The organism is Stenotrophomonas sp. SORGH_AS_0282 (assembly GCF_030818125.1).
Lineage (GTDB): Bacteria > Pseudomonadota > Gammaproteobacteria > Xanthomonadales > Xanthomonadaceae > Stenotrophomonas > Stenotrophomonas rhizophila_A.
The window spans coordinates 2,337,528-2,355,940 of sequence record NZ_JAUTAB010000001.1; the positions used below are offsets into that span (position 1 = coordinate 2,337,528).

General features: G+C 67.2%; 17 protein-coding genes and 1 tRNA gene. 8 read left to right on the plus strand and 10 right to left on the minus strand.

The window, feature by feature from the left end; genetic code table 11:
- Positions 1-16: 16 nt before the first annotated feature.
- Positions 17-93 (minus strand) — tRNA-Arg (locus tag QE395_RS10345).
- Positions 94-216: 123 nt separating this feature from the next.
- Entirely contained in the window at positions 217-1,062 is an 846-nt protein-coding gene (gene kdsA / locus QE395_RS10350) for a 3-deoxy-8-phosphooctulonate synthase (protein WP_184123810.1), read from the minus strand.
- Positions 1,063-1,242: 180 nt separating this feature from the next.
- Between kdsA and QE395_RS10355 the strand changes: the two genes are divergently transcribed.
- Genes QE395_RS10355 through QE395_RS10385 form a run of 7 tightly spaced genes read left to right on the plus strand, consistent with a single transcriptional unit; the run spans position 1,243 to position 7,687 of the window.
- On the plus strand, positions 1,243-2,775 hold the full coding sequence (locus QE395_RS10355) for an aldehyde dehydrogenase family protein (RefSeq protein ID WP_095364601.1): 1,533 nt from the start codon (positions 1,243-1,245) through the stop codon (positions 2,773-2,775).
- A complete protein-coding gene (locus QE395_RS10360) occupies positions 2,775-3,542 on the plus strand; it encodes an SDR family oxidoreductase (RefSeq protein ID WP_306988924.1) in 768 nt (255 codons plus the stop codon). The genes QE395_RS10355 and QE395_RS10360 overlap by 1 nt, the downstream gene beginning before the upstream one ends.
- A gap of 51 nt (positions 3,543-3,593) precedes the next feature.
- Positions 3,594-3,878, plus strand: a complete 285-nt coding sequence (locus QE395_RS10365; protein WP_068851376.1) for a DUF4190 domain-containing protein — start codon at positions 3,594-3,596, stop codon at positions 3,876-3,878.
- A 7-nt stretch (positions 3,879-3,885) separates the two neighbouring features.
- A complete protein-coding gene (locus tag QE395_RS10370) occupies positions 3,886-4,656 on the plus strand; it encodes a class I SAM-dependent methyltransferase (RefSeq protein WP_306988927.1) in 771 nt (256 codons plus the stop codon).
- Between the two features lie 9 nt (positions 4,657-4,665).
- Complete coding sequence (locus QE395_RS10375) at positions 4,666-5,721, plus strand: quinone-dependent dihydroorotate dehydrogenase (protein WP_068851370.1); 1,056 nt, start codon at positions 4,666-4,668, stop codon at positions 5,719-5,721.
- Positions 5,718-6,767: a UDP-N-acetylmuramate dehydrogenase gene (gene murB, locus QE395_RS10380; protein WP_306988929.1), complete on the plus strand. Its 1,050-nt coding sequence runs from the start codon at positions 5,718-5,720 to the stop codon at positions 6,765-6,767. Before QE395_RS10375 ends, murB begins: the two co-directional genes overlap by 4 nt.
- A gap of 32 nt (positions 6,768-6,799) precedes the next feature.
- Positions 6,800-7,687, plus strand: a complete 888-nt coding sequence (locus QE395_RS10385; protein WP_306990474.1) for a DMT family transporter — start codon at positions 6,800-6,802, stop codon at positions 7,685-7,687.
- A 19-nt stretch (positions 7,688-7,706) separates the two neighbouring features.
- Here the strand turns inward: QE395_RS10385 and QE395_RS10390 are convergent, their stop codons facing one another.
- From QE395_RS10390 to QE395_RS10415, 6 genes are all read right to left on the minus strand, one after another.
- A complete protein-coding gene (locus tag QE395_RS10390) occupies positions 7,707-8,714 on the minus strand; it encodes an aminoglycoside phosphotransferase family protein (protein WP_306988931.1) in 1,008 nt (335 codons plus the stop codon).
- Positions 8,715-8,846: 132 nt separating this feature from the next.
- Positions 8,847-11,051, minus strand: coding sequence for a hypothetical protein (locus QE395_RS10395; protein WP_306988933.1), 2,205 nt, complete (start codon positions 11,049-11,051; stop codon positions 8,847-8,849).
- Positions 11,048-12,259 carry a helix-turn-helix transcriptional regulator gene (locus QE395_RS10400; RefSeq protein ID WP_306988935.1) on the minus strand — a complete coding sequence of 404 codons (1,212 nt, stop codon included), beginning with the start codon at positions 12,257-12,259 and terminating at the stop codon, positions 11,048-11,050. The genes QE395_RS10395 and QE395_RS10400 overlap by 4 nt, the downstream gene beginning before the upstream one ends.
- Positions 12,260-12,349: 90 nt before the next feature.
- Positions 12,350-12,874 (minus strand): DUF3592 domain-containing protein, encoded by a 525-nt coding sequence (locus tag QE395_RS10405; RefSeq protein ID WP_306988937.1) that lies wholly within the window; start codon positions 12,872-12,874, stop codon positions 12,350-12,352.
- Between the two features lie 150 nt (positions 12,875-13,024).
- A complete protein-coding gene (locus tag QE395_RS10410; RefSeq protein ID WP_306988939.1) occupies positions 13,025-13,537 on the minus strand; it encodes a DNA-binding protein in 513 nt (170 codons plus the stop codon).
- Between the two features lie 22 nt (positions 13,538-13,559).
- Positions 13,560-13,802 (minus strand): hypothetical protein, encoded by a 243-nt coding sequence (locus QE395_RS10415; RefSeq protein ID WP_306988941.1) that lies wholly within the window; start codon positions 13,800-13,802, stop codon positions 13,560-13,562.
- A gap of 242 nt (positions 13,803-14,044) precedes the next feature.
- Between QE395_RS10415 and QE395_RS10420 the strand changes: the two genes are divergently transcribed.
- Complete coding sequence (locus tag QE395_RS10420; RefSeq protein ID WP_306988943.1) at positions 14,045-17,134, plus strand: discoidin domain-containing protein; 3,090 nt, start codon at positions 14,045-14,047, stop codon at positions 17,132-17,134.
- Positions 17,135-17,158: 24 nt separating this feature from the next.
- Here QE395_RS10420 and QE395_RS10425 read toward each other — a convergent pair whose 3' ends face one another.
- Positions 17,159-17,476: a hypothetical protein gene (locus tag QE395_RS10425; RefSeq protein WP_306988945.1), complete on the minus strand. Its 318-nt coding sequence runs from the start codon at positions 17,474-17,476 to the stop codon at positions 17,159-17,161.
- 266 nt (positions 17,477-17,742) lie between these two features.
- Positions 17,743-18,330 (minus strand): TetR/AcrR family transcriptional regulator, encoded by a 588-nt coding sequence (locus QE395_RS10430; RefSeq protein WP_306988947.1) that lies wholly within the window; start codon positions 18,328-18,330, stop codon positions 17,743-17,745.
- Positions 18,331-18,413: the final 83 nt, after the last annotated feature.

Here is an 18,413-nt window from a genome sequence, read left to right on the forward strand (position 1 = left end):
CGTAAGCCTTTGATTTTGGTGACCCCGGCCCGATTCGAACGGGCGACCTTCCCCTTAGGAGGGGGACGCTCTATCCAGCTGAGCTACGGGGCCATGTGCCGGCCAGGCGTGCAGCCTCGCTGCAGGCTGCATGCACCTTGCGTGCATGCAGCGGTGAAGGATACCGGTATTCAGCGACAGGACCAAGGCCGATGGCGCCGCACGGGTACGCCCGGGTCAGCGGATTTCCAGCTCCGCGAAGCCCTTGACCAGCTCGTCCACGGCCTTGATCTGGGCCAGGAACGGTTCCAGCGCGCTCAGCGGCAGGGCGCTGGGGCCGTCGCAACGGGCATGGTCCGGGTCGCGGTGCGCTTCCAGGAACAGGCCGGCCAGGCCCAGCGCCATGCCCGAACGGGCCAGTTCGGCCACCTGGCGGCGGCGGCCACCGGAGGCTTCGCTGCCGGCATCGCGGCGCTGCAGGCTGTGGGTGACATCGAAGATGGCCGGCAGGCCCCCGGTGGATTCAATCATCTCGCGGAAGCCGAGCATGTCCACGACCAGGTTGTCGTAGCCGAACTGCGAACCGCGTTCGCACAGGATGATGTTCTCGTTGCCCGCTTCGCGGATCTTGGACACGATGTGCTTGATCTGCGTGGGGCTGAGGAACTGCGGCTTCTTGATGTTCACGGCACGGCCGGTCTGGGCGATGGCCACCACCAGGTCGGTCTGGCGGGCCAGGAACGCCGGAATCTGCAGCACGTCGACCACTTCGGCCACCGGGGCGGCCTGGGCCACTTCATGCACGTCGGTGATCACCGGCACGCCGAGCTGACGCTTCACTTCCTCGAAGATGCGCAGCCCTTCGTCCAGGCCCACGCCACGGTAGGAATGGATCGAAGAGCGGTTGGCCTTGTCGAACGAGGCCTTGAACACGTACGGGATGCCCAGCTTGGCCGTGACCTTGGTGAAGTGCTCGGCCGCGTGCAGGGTCGAATCGAGGTCTTCGAGCACATTCAGGCCGCCAAACAGCACGAACGGGAGACGGTTCCCGACGACCACGCCTTCTGCAACGGTAACGTTCATTCAGATTCCTGGGGGGCGAACAATGGTGTCCATTCTAGCGGCCGCCGCGACCGGGCGGGCGGCGCCGTGTGGCGCTGCGGCAATGCCGGCGGGGCGCTCCTGATAGAATGACGGGTCTGCACGCCGCACCCCCCACCCTGCCAGCGGCTGCGCCCTTTTCGATCCGCAACAGGAGTTTGCATGTCCTCTGACCTGCTCAAGGCGCTCGGCCTCGACGCGACCAACGCTGGCACCTACCTCGGCAACGGCGAGTGGTCGTCGGCCACCAGCGCGGGCGTGATCACCTCGGTCAACCCGACCACCGGCGAGGCCATCGCCCAGGTGCACGCCACCACCGACGCCGACTACGAAACCATCGTGGCCCGTGCCCAGGAAGCCTTCAAGGTGTGGCGCACGACCCCGGCCCCGCGTCGTGGCGAAGCCGTGCGACTGTGCGGCGAAGCACTGCGCGCCAACAAGGATGCGCTGGGTTCGCTGGTTGCGCTGGAAATGGGCAAGAGCAAGCCGGAAGGCGACGGTGAAGTGCAGGAGATGATCGACATCGCCGACTTCGCCGTGGGCCAGAGCCGCATGCTGTACGGCTACACCATGCATTCCGAGCGCCCCGGCCACCGCATGTACGAGCAGTACCAGCCGCTGGGCCTGGTCGGCATCATCAGCGCGTTCAACTTCCCGGTCGCCGTGTGGGCATGGAACTCGTTCCTGGCCGCGATCTGCGGTGATGTGTGCCTGTGGAAGCCGTCCAACAAGACGCCGCTGACCGCCATCGCGTCCATGCGCATCTGCAACGAAGCACTGCGTGGCGCCGGCTTCCCGGACATCTTCTTCCTGGTCAACGACGCCGGCACCGAGCTGTCGCAGAAGCTGGTGGCCGACAAGCGCGTGCCGCTGATCAGCTTCACCGGTTCGACCCAGGTCGGCCGTCAGGTCGCCGAAAAGGTTGCCCACCGCCTGGGCCGCTGCCTGCTGGAACTGGGCGGCAACAACGCCATCATCCTGGATGAGAGCGCGGACCTGAAGCTGGCCATCCCGGGCATCGTGTTCGGCGCGGTCGGCACTGCCGGCCAGCGCTGCACCACCACGCGCCGCCTGATCGTGCATGAATCGATCTACGACAACGTGCTGGCCACGCTGGTCAAGGCGTACAAGCAGGTGGAGGGCAAGATCGGCGATCCAACCGATGCGGCCAACCTGATGGGCCCACTCAACAGCGACAGCGCCGTGCAGCAGTTCCTGGCCTCGATCGAAAAGGCCAAGGCAAGCGGCGGCACCATCGAAACCGGCGGTACCCGCATCGACCGCGCCGGCAACTTCGTGCTGCCGGCCATTGTCACCGGGCTGAAGAACAGCGACGAAGTGGTGCAGCACGAAACCTTCGCGCCGATCCTGTACGTGATGAAGTACAGCACCCTGGACGAAGCCATCGACATGCAGAACGGCGTGCCGCAGGGCCTGTCTTCGTCGATCTTCACCCAGAACCTGAAGGTGGCCGAGCGTTTCCTGTCGGCAGCCGGTTCGGACTGCGGCATCGCCAACGTCAACATCGGCACCTCCGGTGCGGAAATCGGCGGCGCGTTCGGCGGCGAGAAGGATACCGGCGGTGGCCGTGAGTCCGGTTCGGATGCATGGAAGGTCTACATGCGCCGCCAGACCAACACCATCAACTACTCCGATTCGCTGCCGCTGGCCCAGGGCATCAAGTTCGACCTGTGATGGTTGAATGCCCCAGCCTGGATTACACCGGCCGCCGCGTACTGGTGGCCGGTGGCAGCAAAGGCATCGGCCGCGCGATGGCGCTGGCCTTTGCCGCTGCCGGTGCCCGTGTCTCGGTGTGCGCCCGCGGCGAACCCGGCCTGGCCGCACTGCGCGATGACGCCGCTGCCCAGGGACTGTCGCTGCACACCGCGGTGGCCGATCTCTCGCGCCCGGCCGATATCGAGCACTGGCTGGCCAGTGCCGCCGAGGCCCTCGGCGGTATCGATGTGCTGATCAACAACGCCACCGGCTACGGCATGACCGACGATGAAGCCGGCTGGGAAGCCAGCCTCGGCGTCGACCTGATGTCGGCGGTGCGCGCCTCCCGCCTCGCCCTGCCCTGGCTGAAGCAGTCGGCCGAGGCCTGCATCCTCAACCTGGCCTCGATCGCCGCCCAGCAGCCGCGCCCCGGCGCCGCCCCGTATGGCGCCGCCAAGGCCGCACTGATGCACTACACCACCTCGCAGGCGCTGGCGCTGGCTCCGCACCGGATCCGGGTGAATGCCATTGCCCCGGGCTCGATCGAGTTCGAGGACGGGCTGTGGGCACGCCGGCGCGAGCAGGACCCCGACCTCTACCACGGCACCCTGGCCAGGATCCCGTTCGGGCGCTTCGGGCAGCCGCAGGAAATCGCCGATGCCGCCCTGTTCCTGTGCTCGCCGATGGCGCGCTGGATCACCGGGCATACCTTGAATGTCGATGGCGGCCAGGTCCTGATGGGATAAACCCGTCGCTGGCCCTATGATTCCCTTGTCCCACCTTCCCCCAGGAGCCGCATGAGCCTCCCGCCCCGCCAAACCAGCGCCATGGCCCTGATCAGCCTGATCGCCGGCATCCTCGGCTGGACCGCCCTTCCCTTCCTGGGCAGCGTGGTCGCCATCGTCACCGGGCACATGGCCCGCGCCGAAATCCGCCGCCGCCCGCTGGAACTGGAAGGCGATGGACTGGCATTGGCCGGCCTGATCATGGGCTGGGTGGTGGTGATCGGCAGCCTGTTGGCGCTGCTGGCCATCGTGCTGTTCTTCGGCGGACTGGCCTGGTTCGTTTCCCTGCAATCGTGAGGTGCCCATGAGCGGATCGGACGCAACCGGACGTTTCAGCAACCGCGTAGCGGATTACGTCCGCTACCGTCCCGACTACCCACCGGCGCTGCTGGACTGGGTGCATGGCGAGATGGGCGTGCCCACCGAAACCCTGGTCGCCGACATCGGCGCCGGCACCGGCATCTCCACACGCCTGTTCCTGGCCACCGGACATCCGGTGATCGCGGTGGAACCCAATGCGCCGATGCGCGAGGCGGCCGAGAAGCTGCTGGCCGCCGAGTACCTGCGCCTGAAGCTGGTGGACGGCACCGCCGAAGCCACCACGCTGGCCGACGACAGCGTCGGCCTGGTTGCAGCGGCGCAGGCCTTCCACTGGTTCGACACCGATGCAGTGCGCACGGAATGGAAGCGCATCCTGCACCCGCAGGGCCTTGCGCTGGTGTTCTGGAACTCGCGCCTGCTCGACGCCTCGCCGTTCCTGGTCGGTTACGAACAACTGCTGCTGGAGTTCGGCACCGATTACACCCAGGTGGCCGAGCGCTACCAGGACGACGATGCCATGCGCGCGTGGTTCGGCGCGGGCCTGCGCGGCACCGCCCGCTTCCCGAACGCGCAGTACATGGATGCCGACGGCCTGCGCGGTCGCCTGCTGTCGTCGTCCTATGCCCCGCCGCCGGGCCACCCCCGCCACGCCCCCATGCTGGAGGCGCTGCAGCAGCTGTTCGATGCGCACGCGGTCGATGGCAAAATCGCTTTTGAATACCAAACCCGTGCCTTCATCGGCACGCTGGACTGACTGGACGCCATGTACTCGCTTGCCCGACCCTTCCTGTTTTCCCTGGACGCCGAACGCGCCCATGGCCTGGGCCTGAGTGCGCTGGACCTCGCCTACCGCACCGGCACCACGCCGCTGCTGGCACGCCGCCCGGCCCCGTTGCCGACCAACGTGTTCGGGCTGAACTTCCCCAACCCGGTCGGCCTGGGCGCCGGCCTGGACAAGAACGGCGAGCACATCGACGCGCTGTTCGCGCTGGGCTTCGGGTTCGTGGAAATCGGCACCATCACGCCGCGACCGCAGGAAGGCAATCCCAAGCCGCGCCTGTTCCGGCTGCCCGCCCACCAGGCGATCATCAACCGCATGGGCTTCAACAACCTCGGCGTGGATGCACTGGTGCGCAATGTTGAACGCGCGCAGCGCCGCAGCGGCCTGCTTGGCATCAACATCGGCAAGAACAAGGACACTCCCAACGAGCAGGCGTTCGACGATTACCAGCACTGCCTGCAGAAGGTGTACCCGCTGGCCGATTACATCACCGTCAACATCTCTTCGCCCAACACCGCCGGCCTGCGTGAACTGCAGGAAGAAACCGCGCTGCGCCAGCTGGTCTCGCAGCTGCGCGAAAGCCAGGAAGCGCTGGCGGCCAAGCATGGAAAGCGCGTTCCGATGCTGGTCAAGGTCGCCCCGGACCTGAGCGACCGCGACATCGATGCCGCAGCGCGCGTGCTGGGCGAATTGAAGGTGGACGGAGTGATCGCCACCAACACCACCATTGACCGCAGTTCGGTTGCCGCCGACCAGCATGCCAGCGAAGCCGGCGGCCTGTCCGGCGCGCCGCTGCTGGGCCAGTCCACCCTGGTGCTGCGCCGCCTGCGCGCGCGCCTGCCCGAATCCACCCCGTTGATCGGCGTCGGCGGCATCCTGTCCGGTGCCGATGCCGTGGCCAAGATGGCTGCTGGCGCCGCGCTGGTGCAGTGCTACAGCGGCCTGATCTTCCGCGGCCCGGCGCTGGTGCACGACTGCGTGGAGGCGATCCGCCGACGCCGCGAAGCACCGAGCCGTGGCGCGGTGGCCCCCCTATGAGTACTGCAATGCCTGCCTGGTCACTGACCGAAAACGCCTCGCTGAAGGCCCTCAACACCTTCCACGTCGACGCGGTGGCCGAGCAGCTGCTGGAGCTGCACGACGCGGCCCTGCTGCCCGATGTGCTGGCCCTGCCCCAGGTCGCCGGGCACCCGCTGCTGGTACTGGGCAGCGGCAGCAACGTGCTGATCGCCGACGACGTGCCCGGCACCGTACTGGTATTCGCCAACCGCTCCATCGAAGTGCTGGAACACCGCGCCGACCACACCGTGGTGCGTGCCGGCGCCGGCGTGAACTGGCATGGGCTGGTGATGTGGTCGCTGCAGAACGGCCTGTCCGGGCTGGAGAACCTGGCGCTGATTCCCGGCACGGCCGGTGCGGCCCCGATCCAGAACATCGGCGCCTATGGCGTGCAGGTTGATGAGTTCATCCAGGCGGTGGAAGCGTGGGACCGCCAGAACAACGAATGGGTGCGGCTGGATGCCGACGCGTGCGCCTTCAGCTACCGCGACAGCGTCTTCAAGCACGATGCGGACCGCTACCTGATCAGCGCCATCGAACTGCGCCTGCCCCTGTTGCATGACCTGCGCCTGGGCTATGCAGGCATTGCCGAGGAAATGCAGGCGATGGGCGTGGAGCTGCCGGTGGCCGCCGACGTGGCCAATGCGGTGATCGCCATCCGCCGTCGCAAGCTGCCCGACCCGGATGTGCTGGGCAATGCCGGCAGCTTCTTCAAGAACCCGGTACTGCCGCTGGAACAGGTGGAGGTGCTGCTGCAGCACTTCCCCGGCCTGCCGGTGTACCCGGCCGAGCAGGACGACCGACGCAAGCTCTCGGCCGCCTGGATGATCGAAGCCTGCGGCTGGAAAGGCTTCCGCGAAGGCGATGCCGGCGTGGCGCCCCAGCATGCCCTGGTGCTGGTCAACCACGGCAACGCCACCGGTGCCGAACTGCTCGCGCTGGCGCGGCGCATTTCCGCCTCGGTGCTGGAGAAATTCGGCGTTCCCATCGAACCGGAGCCGCGCCTGATCGGCGCACAGTGGTGACCGTCCAGCTTGCCCTCCCCGCGCCGACACCGATGCGTGCGGCGCTGCTGATGCTGGGCAGTACCCTGGCCTTCGGGTTGATGGCCGTCGCGATCCGCTATGCCACCCGCTACGTGCCCACCCAGGAAGTGGCGTTCTTCCGCAACGCGTTCGGCCTGCTGGCGCTGCTGCCGTTCCTGTTGCGCCCGGGCAGCTCGCCGTTCCACACGACACAGTTGCCCCGCTATTTCGTGCGCAGCCTGATCGGGCTGGCCTCGATGCTCTGTGCGTTCTGGGCCATCGGCCACCTGCCGATGTCGCAGGCGATCTCGCTGTCGTACTCCACGCCTTTGTTCGTCACCATCGCAGCCGTGCTGTTCCTTGGCGAGAAGGTACGCGCGCGCCGTTGGGCGGCCGTGGTCTGTGGCTTCATCGGGGTCCTGATCATCGTTCGCCCCGGCGCCGCCACCTTCAGCCCGGGCGTGCTGGTGGCGGTGCTGGCCGCCGTGCTCAGTTCGCTGGTTGCCATCCAGATCAAGCAGCTGACCCGCGTGGACGGGGCCGATACCGTGGTGTTCTACACCTACGTGTTCTGGGTTCCGCTGTCGCTGGTGCCTGCCCTGTTCGGCTGGGTCTGGCCCAGCGGCGTTGCGTGGGCCTGGCTGGCCGCTACCGGCGTGCTGGGCACGTTGGGCCAGCTGTTGTGGACCCGCGCGTTGCGGTTGGGCGAAGTCTCGGCGCTGACCCCGATCAGCTTCATGCAGCTGCCGTTGGTCAGCCTGCTGGGCTGGCTGCTGTTCAATGAAACGCTGGACCGCTGGACCGTCATCGGGGCGGGCATCATTCTTGCCGCCAATGCCTACATCGCGCACCGCGAGGCGGTACTGGTGCGGCGCGCGGCATCCGAAGCCGCCACGGCCGGCGCCAAGCCGGGCGAGTAAGCACGGTCGACGCCCCGCGCTACGCCACGGCAGCCCAACTGCGGGCAGCCGCATCGATCACGTTGCCCGGCGCGAACTGCTCCTCCATGAAACGCAACGCCTGGCGGCGCTGGCTGGGCGGACGCGAGGCCGCACCCGGCTCCAGCAGCAGGTCGTGGAACTCCTGCAGGTCGTGCAGGATCCGCCAGTGGCGGTAGTACGCCAGCCGGACCGGATCCAACGCCACGGCGCCATAGCCTTCGCGGAACCGCGGCGGATCATCGCGTCCCCAGCGACCGCCCACGCCTGCGCCGACGAACATCAGGTCGCGCTCGCGTGGCGCCAGCACCATGTCGTCCCAGTCGATCAGGTGCAGCCCGCCATCGGCGCGCAGCAACAGGTTGCCGGCGTGCAGGTCGCCATGGCACAACCCCCGTGACCAGCGCTGCCCGGCAAGGCGCTCACGCAGCGTCATGCAGTGCTGCCAGACCTCGGCCACCCGCGCCTGCCGCTGCCGCCAGACCCGCCGGTAGTCCTCCGCCAGGGCATCGGGAATGGGCCAACGCTCATCACCGCGCTGCAGCCACGACCCCACCCGCTCCACCGCCGTGTCATCGTCGAAACCCGGTTGCGCAAGACCGGATGCCAACCGGGCCGGCAACGCGGTGTCGTGCACCTGGCGCAACACCTGGCCCAGCCGGTGCCACTGCGCCTGCGACAGGGCCACTTCGAACCCCGACTCGCCCTCCACATAGGCAAACAGCGTCCACTGCAGGCCCTCGGCGTACGTGGCCGGGGCACCATCAAGCGCGGGCTGCGGGTCCACCACCTCGTCCAGGCCGAGCGCGCAGCGCAAATGCTGCATGACCTCCCACACGGCATCGGCCACGGCATAGCGGCGGCACTTCAACCACCAGCGCGTGCCGTCTTCGGAGGTCACCTGGTATACCGTGGCGCCCGCATCGGCACCCGCCGGCCGCTGCATGACGTGGCTGACCTGCAGGCCGTAGGCCTGGGCCAGCACGGCGCCGATTTGCGACGAAGACAAATCCTGTGGATGCAGCATCAACTCCGCCGTGGCGCACGAACATCGCACCACTATCCCAGAATCGCGTCGATACACACAGGGAAATGCGTCACGAAGAGACGTAATCTCTCATTCGTTATATTGATACGGGAGTCATACCGCCGCGCCCGCCGCAAGCGCCTGCAGTTCGCGCTGCAGCAGTGCCTGCACTTCTTCACGCTGGAACTGGGTAACGAACACCGGCACCGCAAACACGTAGGGCAACCCATCGGCGTCACGGCGAACCACATACGCCAGCTGCAACCGTGCCAGGGCGTGGCGGACCTGCTCCGGATCGACCCGCGCACCCGCCGCATCGAATGCAGCCAATAGTTCCACCAGGGTGATGCCACGCTCGCCGCTGCCGACCAGCTGCGCACCGGCGACCTGGTACACCACGATGCGGTCGATACGGCACGCCAGGGGATCGGGACTCAGCCGCGCCCAGCCGGCCAATGCATCGAACATCGGCTCGCTCACCAGCGCCGCGTGTACCTGCGTTGCATCCAGTACGCGCTGGCCACGGTCCAGCTGGCCAAGCAGCTGCTGGCAGGCAATGGCGACCAGGTTGGCGCGGCGACCGCACGCCGCCACCAGCCGCTGCGGCAGGTCCGGGCTGGCGAAGTGCACGCCCAGGCGCGCCATCGGTTCGGTCGCCAAGGCCACGCAGGCGTCCTGTTCCAGCCCGCCAATATGGATCACCTCGCCGAAGTTGCGCAGCGGCGAGGCAAAATCCAGGGTGACCGCTTCGTACAGGTCCCAGAACCCGGCCAGCATGAAGTGGCAGCGTCCCTCTTCGCTCAGCGCGCGCAGCGCCGCCAGCTGCGGGTAGCCCTGTGCCGCTTCCGCGCGCAGGAACAGGTCGGTCTCGTCGATCAGCAGCAGCAGGCCGCGCCCCGCTGCCCGCGCGGACAACTCGGCGACCAGCGCATCGATCCCGGTGTCCTCGGCCAGGCCCAGTTCCAGCGCCAGCCGCATTGTCAGCCGATGATCGCGCAGCGACAGGTACACACAGTGCACGCGCGGGTGGCCGACAAAGCGCCGCTCGATGGCCTTCATCAAACTGGTCTTGCCCAGCTGCCGACCGCCCACCAACAGGTAGTTGCCGGGCTCGCGGTTGAGCACGCGCGCCAGCAGCGACTCGCGTCCAAAGAAGGCCGCCGGACGGGTGATGCCGCCGTGGGTCTGGTAGGGCGAGATGCGGGTCACCCGGAGCTGCCGGGCCAGCAGCCCGACCAACGCGTCCAGCGCGCCCGGCTGCAGCAGCCAGCGGGTCTGGGCGGCCTGGCCAAGGCACACGCACAGGTTGGCCGGATCCTCGGCGTAGGCAGCCAGTTCGGCTTCGACCGCCAGCGATGGGCTCACCACCAGCACCACGTCCTGCCCGTTGGGCATGGCGCGCAACTGCTGCACGATGGCATCGGCCGCCAACGCCGGATCGGGCTGGTACAGCCACAGCCGTTCCAAGGCCAACGGCAGCTTGTCCGGCAGGGTCCATTCGCGCACCAGACCGGTGAGCGCCCAACCCGTTGCCGGCGCATCGATCGCACCGATGCGCGCGGCCAGCTGCAACGCGCGTGTGGTTGGGGTGGCCTGCAGGTGGCGCAGCGCGTCGCGCCAGCGCACCGTGGCGATCCCGGCACCGGCGAGGACCCGATCTTTGAGCCGCAGCCATCCCAGCTGGCGGTCGATGGCGGGCAATGCCTGCAACGGCTGGGCAAGCAGCCGTTGTGGCTCGCGCACGATGTCGGCCACCGCCGGTCGCACCCAGTACCAGAGCATGCCAAGCCCGGCCAGGCCCAGCACCGACAGCCCCAGCACCACCGACAGCCACTGCACGATGCCCCACGGTACCTGCGCCCGGCAGTTGGCCGGTAGCCAGCGGGACGGTGGCGCAGGATCGCCAGGGCGGCAACGCCAGTACTGGGTGCGCGGCTCCAGCGTCTGCTCGATCACCGCACCGCGCAGTCCGCTGTTGGCCGGGAAGCGGTCGGTGAAGCGCAGGCGCAGCACGAACGGCTGCGGCAGTTCGGCAACCACCAGCGTTTCTTCCGGATCATGCACGCCCGGCACGTGCACCTGCTGCGGCCAGGTTTCATGCTGCAGCCAGTACGACAACGCCTCTTCGCGCAGGAACATCATGTCGATGTTCGCCCGCTGCATGAGCATCATGCTTTCGCCGTCGCGCTGCATGCGCAGCAGCTGCACCGGGTTGAGCCAGGGCACGAACAGGTAGCTGCCGACGAACCACGTCAGGCCGGCCACCAGCAGCAGCCACCACCAGCGCAGTACCGGCTGCCGGCGCGGTGGCCTGCTCATGCGGTCTGCACCTGCATGCCATCGATCACCTGCCGCACGGCGCGGCGGATCGCCTCGCAGCGCCATTCCAGGCAGTGCCCCTGCGGTTGCGGGCGCGCGGTCAGCAGGTTGTTCCAGTACAGATGGCGAAGCAGCGGATCGGCCAGGTACGGCCGCGCCGGCGCCACCACCGGCTGTGCCAGCCAGCCCTGCACGGCGGCACGCGCCGCGTCATCCCGCAACAGCGGTACCAGCCCTTCCCACAGGCGCGGATGGCTGGACAGCGTATCGGTGACCGCCTCATCGTCGAGAGTGGTGTCAACGAGCAACGTCAACGCCGCCTGCGCCAACAGCGGATGCCCGCCGGACAACCGCAGCGCGCGCGACAGCGTGTCATCGCCAATGCCAGGGGCACTGCGCCGCATGTCCTCGATTCCCAGCTCCGGCCAGCTCTCGCTGGCCGCGATGTTGAGCAGCGAAAGATCGCCGCCCTGGTACTTCAGGTCGGCCAGCGCGGCCCCGCCACAGATCAGCAGGTGCAGCTTGCCGCTGTACATTTCGCTGAGGCTGCGCAGGATGCCGGCCAGCACGTCGCGCGGCCCGGACTCCCCCTGCTCGAACCGGCTCACCAGGCAGAACAGCGCACCGGGCTGCTGCAGCCGACGCGCCAGCGCCATCTCGAAACTGGCATCCGAGCCCACGCCGTCCAGCCCGCACTGCGCGGCCAGCAAGGCAAAGTAGTCCTGGTCGCCCTCGCCGGAGCGGAACGGCGGCTGCAGGTGCAGCACGCGCTCCTGCCCATAGCGTGTGGCTGCTTCAGCGAGAATCGCCGCGCGCTCCGGGGGCTGCCCCCAATGGGCCTGGGTCAACAGCAGGCTCACCGGATACGGGCGCAGCATCTGCAGCCGGTCGAACAACCGGGTGACGGTGGGCGGCACTGAAACGGCGGGATCGGCGTGCTCTTCCCGTGCCGATACCGGCTCCACCGGGAATTCCGGCTCGAACCCCACCGACTGCAGCAATGCATTGCATTCGGTCTCGGTCAGGCGCAGGTAATTGGCGCAGGCCAGTACCCGGTCGCGGTGCCGGCGGCTGGGCCGCGAGGTGCCGGCCCGCCAGTTGTTGACCGCCTCGCGGCTGATGCCGATTTCGGCGGCCACCCCACCGGCACTGGCCCGGATCCGCCGCATGTGTCGAGACAGCAGGTCCGCGAACTCAGGGGCAGGCATGGGAAACGACCAGAACGGAAGAGAGTCGCACACCCTACCGTGACCGTATGGACTGTCAACCATGCCTGCGCTCCCCTGCCTGCCGCCGGCTCAGACCGCAGGAAGCGCAGGACCCTGGCGCACGAACAGCTTGCGCGTCACCAGCAGGTGCACCACGAAGACCAGGATCGCCAGCATGCCCAGCGCCACGATCACCCGGCCCAGTACCGAACCCAGCCCTTTCTGGCCTTCGAGCCGATCAAGCCGATCGAACTGCGCGGGGTTGCTGCGTGCGTAAGCCACGTCGACCTGCGGCGCTTCGCCCAGGTACGGCGTGGCGTTGTCTTCGGAGGTGGAGAAGTGACCGGTGTACTCAACGCCATCAACGCTGAAGTCGTAGCGGAAGTGGTACTGGTAGGACACCCGCCCCTTGCGGCGCTTTTCCTCGATGTGGTCCACCTGTACCGGTGCCTGCACGGTCACCGCATCCTTGAGGATGGCTTCGGCCTGGCGGTGTCCGCTCAGGGCCGACCAGGCAAAGAACACTGCAAGGAAGGCGTAGCCGATGCTGCACAGCCAGCGCGAAACGCGGGACAGGCGGGCGTGCGAGGTGTCTGAAACAGGAATGCTGATCATCTGGTTGTCCCCTTGATGGTTCGACTGCGTCGACAGCCGGGTGGCTGTGACTTCGTGAACCAGTCTGGGGAAAGCGCGGCCATGCTTGAACCAGCAGCCCGTCAAGTCGCGGCCTGCACCACTTGACGATTCGTCAAGGCAGGCAGGCGCTCAGTTCGTTCCGGCAGGATTCGACCGGGAAAGCCGCATCCCTTCCCTGGCGACATTCACTTCAAGCGCTGCCCGGGCAACCTCCACAAGGCCCGCGGTCAACGCATAGCCACCGCGTGCCTGCAGCCAGGCCAGGACATCGGCCAGGTGCCAGATCGAGGTGCTGCCGTCGTGTACGGGGAGGGGAAAACTGTCTGGATGGGACAGCATCAGCTTCCGCATGTTCTGCCGCGACACCCCGACCAGGGCGGCGACGTCGGTGAGGCCGACCAGATCGGGCGTCACCTCGATCAGGGTCGCGCCTGGCAGGGCACGCCGCACATCGTCAAGCGCACTGCGCACCGCAGCGTCAGCATTCCCGGCCTCACGCGTGAACTCCAGCGCGATACGGCCTGGCAATCCGGTGCCGACCAGGGCGTCATCGCACCCCTGCTCCCCAAGCTGTTCAACCAGCGCCTGCAGGTCGCCATGGGCGTCTGGCAACTGGTACTTCAGGGTGAAGATGTACTCCATGATCCTGCTCCTCGGACATTGATCACCTGCGCTTCGCGCAGTTGTTTACGACGCGACGCAATGCTTCTGCGTGGTTGCCTGGATTCTTCGGCGTACTCCAGATGCTGGAAATGCAGAATTCACCACAGCGGCAGTCCTTGTCGTTGAAGGGGCAGTAGATGCGCCCCCATGCATGGCTCCCGCCAACTACTACCCGCCAACCCATCGCCTCGGCGTGCGCGATGGCAGCTTCTACTTCCCGCTTTGGATGTTTCGGTCTTGCCATCGGACGGCTCCAGTGTGGCGGTGCGGGCGGTAGTTGTCAACTGACAACCATCACCCTCTTCCGTGAACAGGTGTCCTGATCGTGCTTTGCTGGCCAGACTCCTTCCACCGCCATGTGAAGAATGTGTGGAGTACCGCACCTTTACGCGGGTCCTGATATTGCATCGCGTCGTGTAAACGATTACAGCGCCTGCTAGCTTGGCGCTGCCTCATTGGCGAGGCATATCAGGCAAGGACTTTTTGATGGGTTTGCACATCGCTCGTCGCGCCGCGCTGCTTCCGGTACTCGGCCTGGCCTTCGCTTCGGCCAGCGTGGCCCAGAACCTCCCTGACCGTGGTCAGTGGCGTGCCAGCAGTTCCTCCCAGCAAGTCCCGGCCATGGCGGTCAGCCACCTCATCGACGGCGATCCCAAGACCGTCACCGGCGGAGCGTTCAGCCCGGGCCACTGGTTCCAGGTGGATCTGGGAAAACCCGGCACGCTCAGCGGCGCGCGCCTCACCTGGGACGTCTCCAATCCGGAGGGCTACAGCCTGCAGACCTCACTGGATGGGAGGCAGTGGCAGACCGCATACACCATGCGCGACTCGCTCGGCGGCATCGAAACCCTCTATTTCGCGCCGCGCCAGGCCCGCTACCTGCGGCTGGCCAGCCCTGAGCGGACCTCGGACTGGGGCGTGTCCATCTTCGAACTCGAGCCGCTCGACCAGCGCGCGACAGCACGCATGCCCGGATTGGACGCGACCCAGGCAGCGGCCGTGTGGCAAGGCGGCAGCGCCGTGGCCATCCCCGCCGGGAAAGACGGCAGCCACGTATTGGAGATCGCCCTGCCGAGGGCCCTCTCCACCACCGGGTTGGCAGTGGACTGGGCAGGCGCACACGGCGGCGCGCGCCTTCAGGTACAGGATGCACAGGGACGCTGGAGCGAACTCGCGCATGACCCGCAGGCCGGCAGCCGGCAGCAGAGCTGGCTGGCCGGCAGCGCGCCGGTAACAGCACAGGCGCTGCGCCTGCATGTGCAGGGTGATGCGCCGAAGATCGCGCGCCTGCGCCTGCTCGGCCCGGCGGCGGTGATGACGCCGATGAAGCGCTACCAGAACGCGGCCAACGGTGCGCAGCGGGCCCTGTTCCCGTCCTCCCTGCACCTGCAGCAGACCTACTGGACCGCCGTGGGCGTGCACGGCGGCCTGCAGAAATCGATCTTCGACGAGTACGGCAACATCGAAGCGTTCAAGGGCGCACCGTTGGTACAGCCGATCTGGCGCAGTGCCGATGGCACTGCCGCCGGCGCCGCCGACCAGCCAGTGCAGCACGCGCTGCGCGACGGTTGGAAGCCGATGCCCTCGGTGACATGGAAACCGCAACCCGGCCTGGAATTGAAGAGTGAGGCCTTCGCCGTGGAGCTGGGCGGCCAACCGGTCACGCTGGTGCGCCACCGCCTGCGCAACGTGGGCACTGCCCCCATCGCCGGCAGCCTGTCGCTGGTGACGCGCCCGATGCAGATGAATCCGCCGTGGCAGAACGGAGGCCTCTCGCCGATCCGCTCGGTGGCCATCGACGGCACCACGGTGCGGGTCAACGGGCGCTCACTGCTGCATTCGCTGACGCCGGTGGATGCTTCAGGCGTGGCGCCGTTCGGCCCCGATGGCAGTACCGAGATCACCGCTGCGGTCGCGCAGGGCGATCTGCCCAATGCGCAACAGACCGATGACCCGGATGGCCTGGCAGCGGCCGCCCTCGCCTACCGCATCGACCTCGCCCCGGGTGCCACCCGGTCGGTCGTGGTCGCGTTCCCGCTGGGTACCGCGGCTGCCAACAGCGATGGCGCGCTTCCGGAGCCGTTGCCGATCGCGTTCGGCGTCAACAGCCGCGATCCCGCCGCGATTTTCGACAGCCTTGCCACCCGCGTTTCCGGAGATTGGCAGAGGCGGCTGGGCCAGGTCGGCCTGCGCCTGCCCGACCCTTCGCTGGTGGATATGCTGCGCGCCCAAGCGGCGTACATGCTGATCAACCAGACCGGCCCGGCGATGCAACCGGGACCGCGCAACTACAACCGCTCCTTCATCCGCGACGGCATGGCCACCTCGGCAGTGCTGCTGCGCATGGGCGAATCACGGATCGCGCGCGACTACCTGGCCTGGTACACCGAACATGGCGTGCACGCCAACGGCCTGGTTTCGCCGATCCTCAACAACGACGGCAGCGTCAACACCGGCTTCGGTTCGGACATCGAATACGACAGCCAGGGCCAATACGTTGCGTTGGTGGCCGATGTCGCGCGTCTGGACGGTGGCCCGGAATCGGTGCGCGCCTACCTGCCGAAGGTGAAAGCCGCCCTGCGCTTCCTGCAGGAACTGCGCGAGCGCACGCTGGTGCCCGGCTACATGGCCAGCCAGCCCGCGCCGGAGCGGTTCGCCGGCATCCTGGCACCGTCGATCAGTCACGAAGGCTACCCCTCGCCGACCCACAGTTACTGGGACGACTACTGGGGCCTGAAGGGCTGGCATGACGGCGCGTGGCTGGCCGAATCGCTGGGTGATCACGAAACTGCCGCGTGGGCGCGCGAACAGCACCGCTTGCTGCACGACGCGCTGGCCGCTTCGATCCGCGCCACCATGGCGTGGAAGGGCATCGACTTCATCCCCTCCTCCGCCGACCTGGGCGATGGCGACCCTACCGGCGTTTCGATCGCGCTGGACCCCACCGGCGCGCAGGACGTGCTGCCCGAGCAGGCCCTGCGCACCACCTTCGCGCGCTACCTGGAAGACGTGCGCAAGCGCAACCAGCCCGACGCGCTGTACGCCTACACCCCGTATGAAATCCGCAATGTGCTCAGCTACGTCCACCTGGACCAGCCCGAAGCCGCAGACGAACTGCTGCAGGGCCTGCTGCGCGACCGCCGGCCGCTGGAATGGCAGGTGCTGGCGGAAGTCGTCCACTCGCGGCTGCGCTTCCCGCGCTACCTGGGTGACATGCCGCACACGTGGATTGGTGCCGAGTACGGGCGCACGTTGTTCGGCATGTTGATGCGTGAGGACGACGATGCGCTGTCGCTGCTGCCGGGTACGCCGCCGTCGTGGCTGGTGGGCGACGGGTTGGCCGTGGAGCGGTTGCCAACGGCGTTCGGGACGCTGCAGATGGACGCGGTGCAGCGTGGCAACACGCTCAAAGTGACGTTGGGCAAGGGGCTGCGGAAGGACGCTGCGGTCCGGGTCTGGTGGCCTTCGCGCACGCGGCCCAGCCAGGTGCGGGTGGATGGGCGGGATGTGCAGGAGTTTGATGCGAAAGGGGTTCTGATCAGCAAGCCGTTCCGCACGCTGGAAGCAGTCTGGTAGCGCCGGGCCCTGCCCGGCTGCACGTCACTCCATGCGCCTGTTGCGCGCATGGATCATCCAGCCCTGCGCGGTGATGCCGATGAGGAACACGACAAAGCAACCCAGCAGGGTCTGCAGCACTACCGGCGCCATCGGTGCGGCGGCCAGCGGATGCGACACCGGCAGGCGGGTCAGCGATTCATTGACGGCAGGCACCAACCCGAGCAGGAAACTGAAGGACAGCGCGAACACGGACAGGTACGGTCGCAGTCGCCCAAGGAAGCCGATCTTGTTCACCAGCACCCCGCCGAACGCCACCAGCAGCACCACGATGCCGAAGGCGTGGGCCGGGGTTGAGGCCACCGGTGCTGGAGACGGTGAACGAGGTCGCCACAGCAAGCACCAGGCCGACCAGATAGAGCTTTCCGGCCCCGGTGGCGGGGTCGATTTTCCGATGGCGCACGAAGCCGTAGATGCCGGCCAGCACCGGGATGAGGCTGATGGCGGTATGCAGTACACCGAGTGTCGAGAGCGGATGTGTCATGGGAGTAATCCTCAATTAAATCTACTAGTAGGTAGGTGCACTGGTCATGGAAAAGCCCGCACAAGGCGGGCTTACGAAAAATAGTTCAACGCTGTGCAGTCACCCGCGCAACCGACAGCCGCGCCAGGGCGGCGAACGTCTGTGCGTCACCGAACCCACGCGCGGCGAGCATCGCCCCATGCACGGAGGCCATGAAGGCCTTGGCCTCATCCGACGGTGCGCCCTGCAGCTGGAACTGTCCCTGCGCTACGCCCTTCTCCAAGGTGGCGGTCAGCCAGCCACTGAGATCCTCGAAATGCCCGCGCACTTCTTCGGCAATTTCGGGCGGAATCATCGGCGACTCCGCCGCCAGCATGGCGCAGATGCAGAACGAGGCCGTGCCACCGGCGATGCAGCTGGACCAGTAGTCTACGTAGGCATTGAGTTCTTTCAGCGGATCACCCAACTGCCGGTCCAGCATGGCCAGGCCCTCGCGGGCCTCGGCGCGGTACAGCGCCACCACCGTGCGAACCAGCTCGGCCTTGCTCGGAAAGTGATGATGAATGCTGGCCTTGCTGATGTTCACCCTGGCCGAGATATCGGCATAGCTGAAGCCGTTGTAGCCGCCGGCCTCCAGCAACGTGCGGGCGTGGGCGACGATTTCAGCGGCTTTGGGGGAGAGGTCGTGAACCATTCCTCATCCTACTAGTTGATAGCCTGCTGATCAAGACCGCTTGCACGTGTCCCGTCGGCTGGAGGATAGTGCCGAAAATGAAC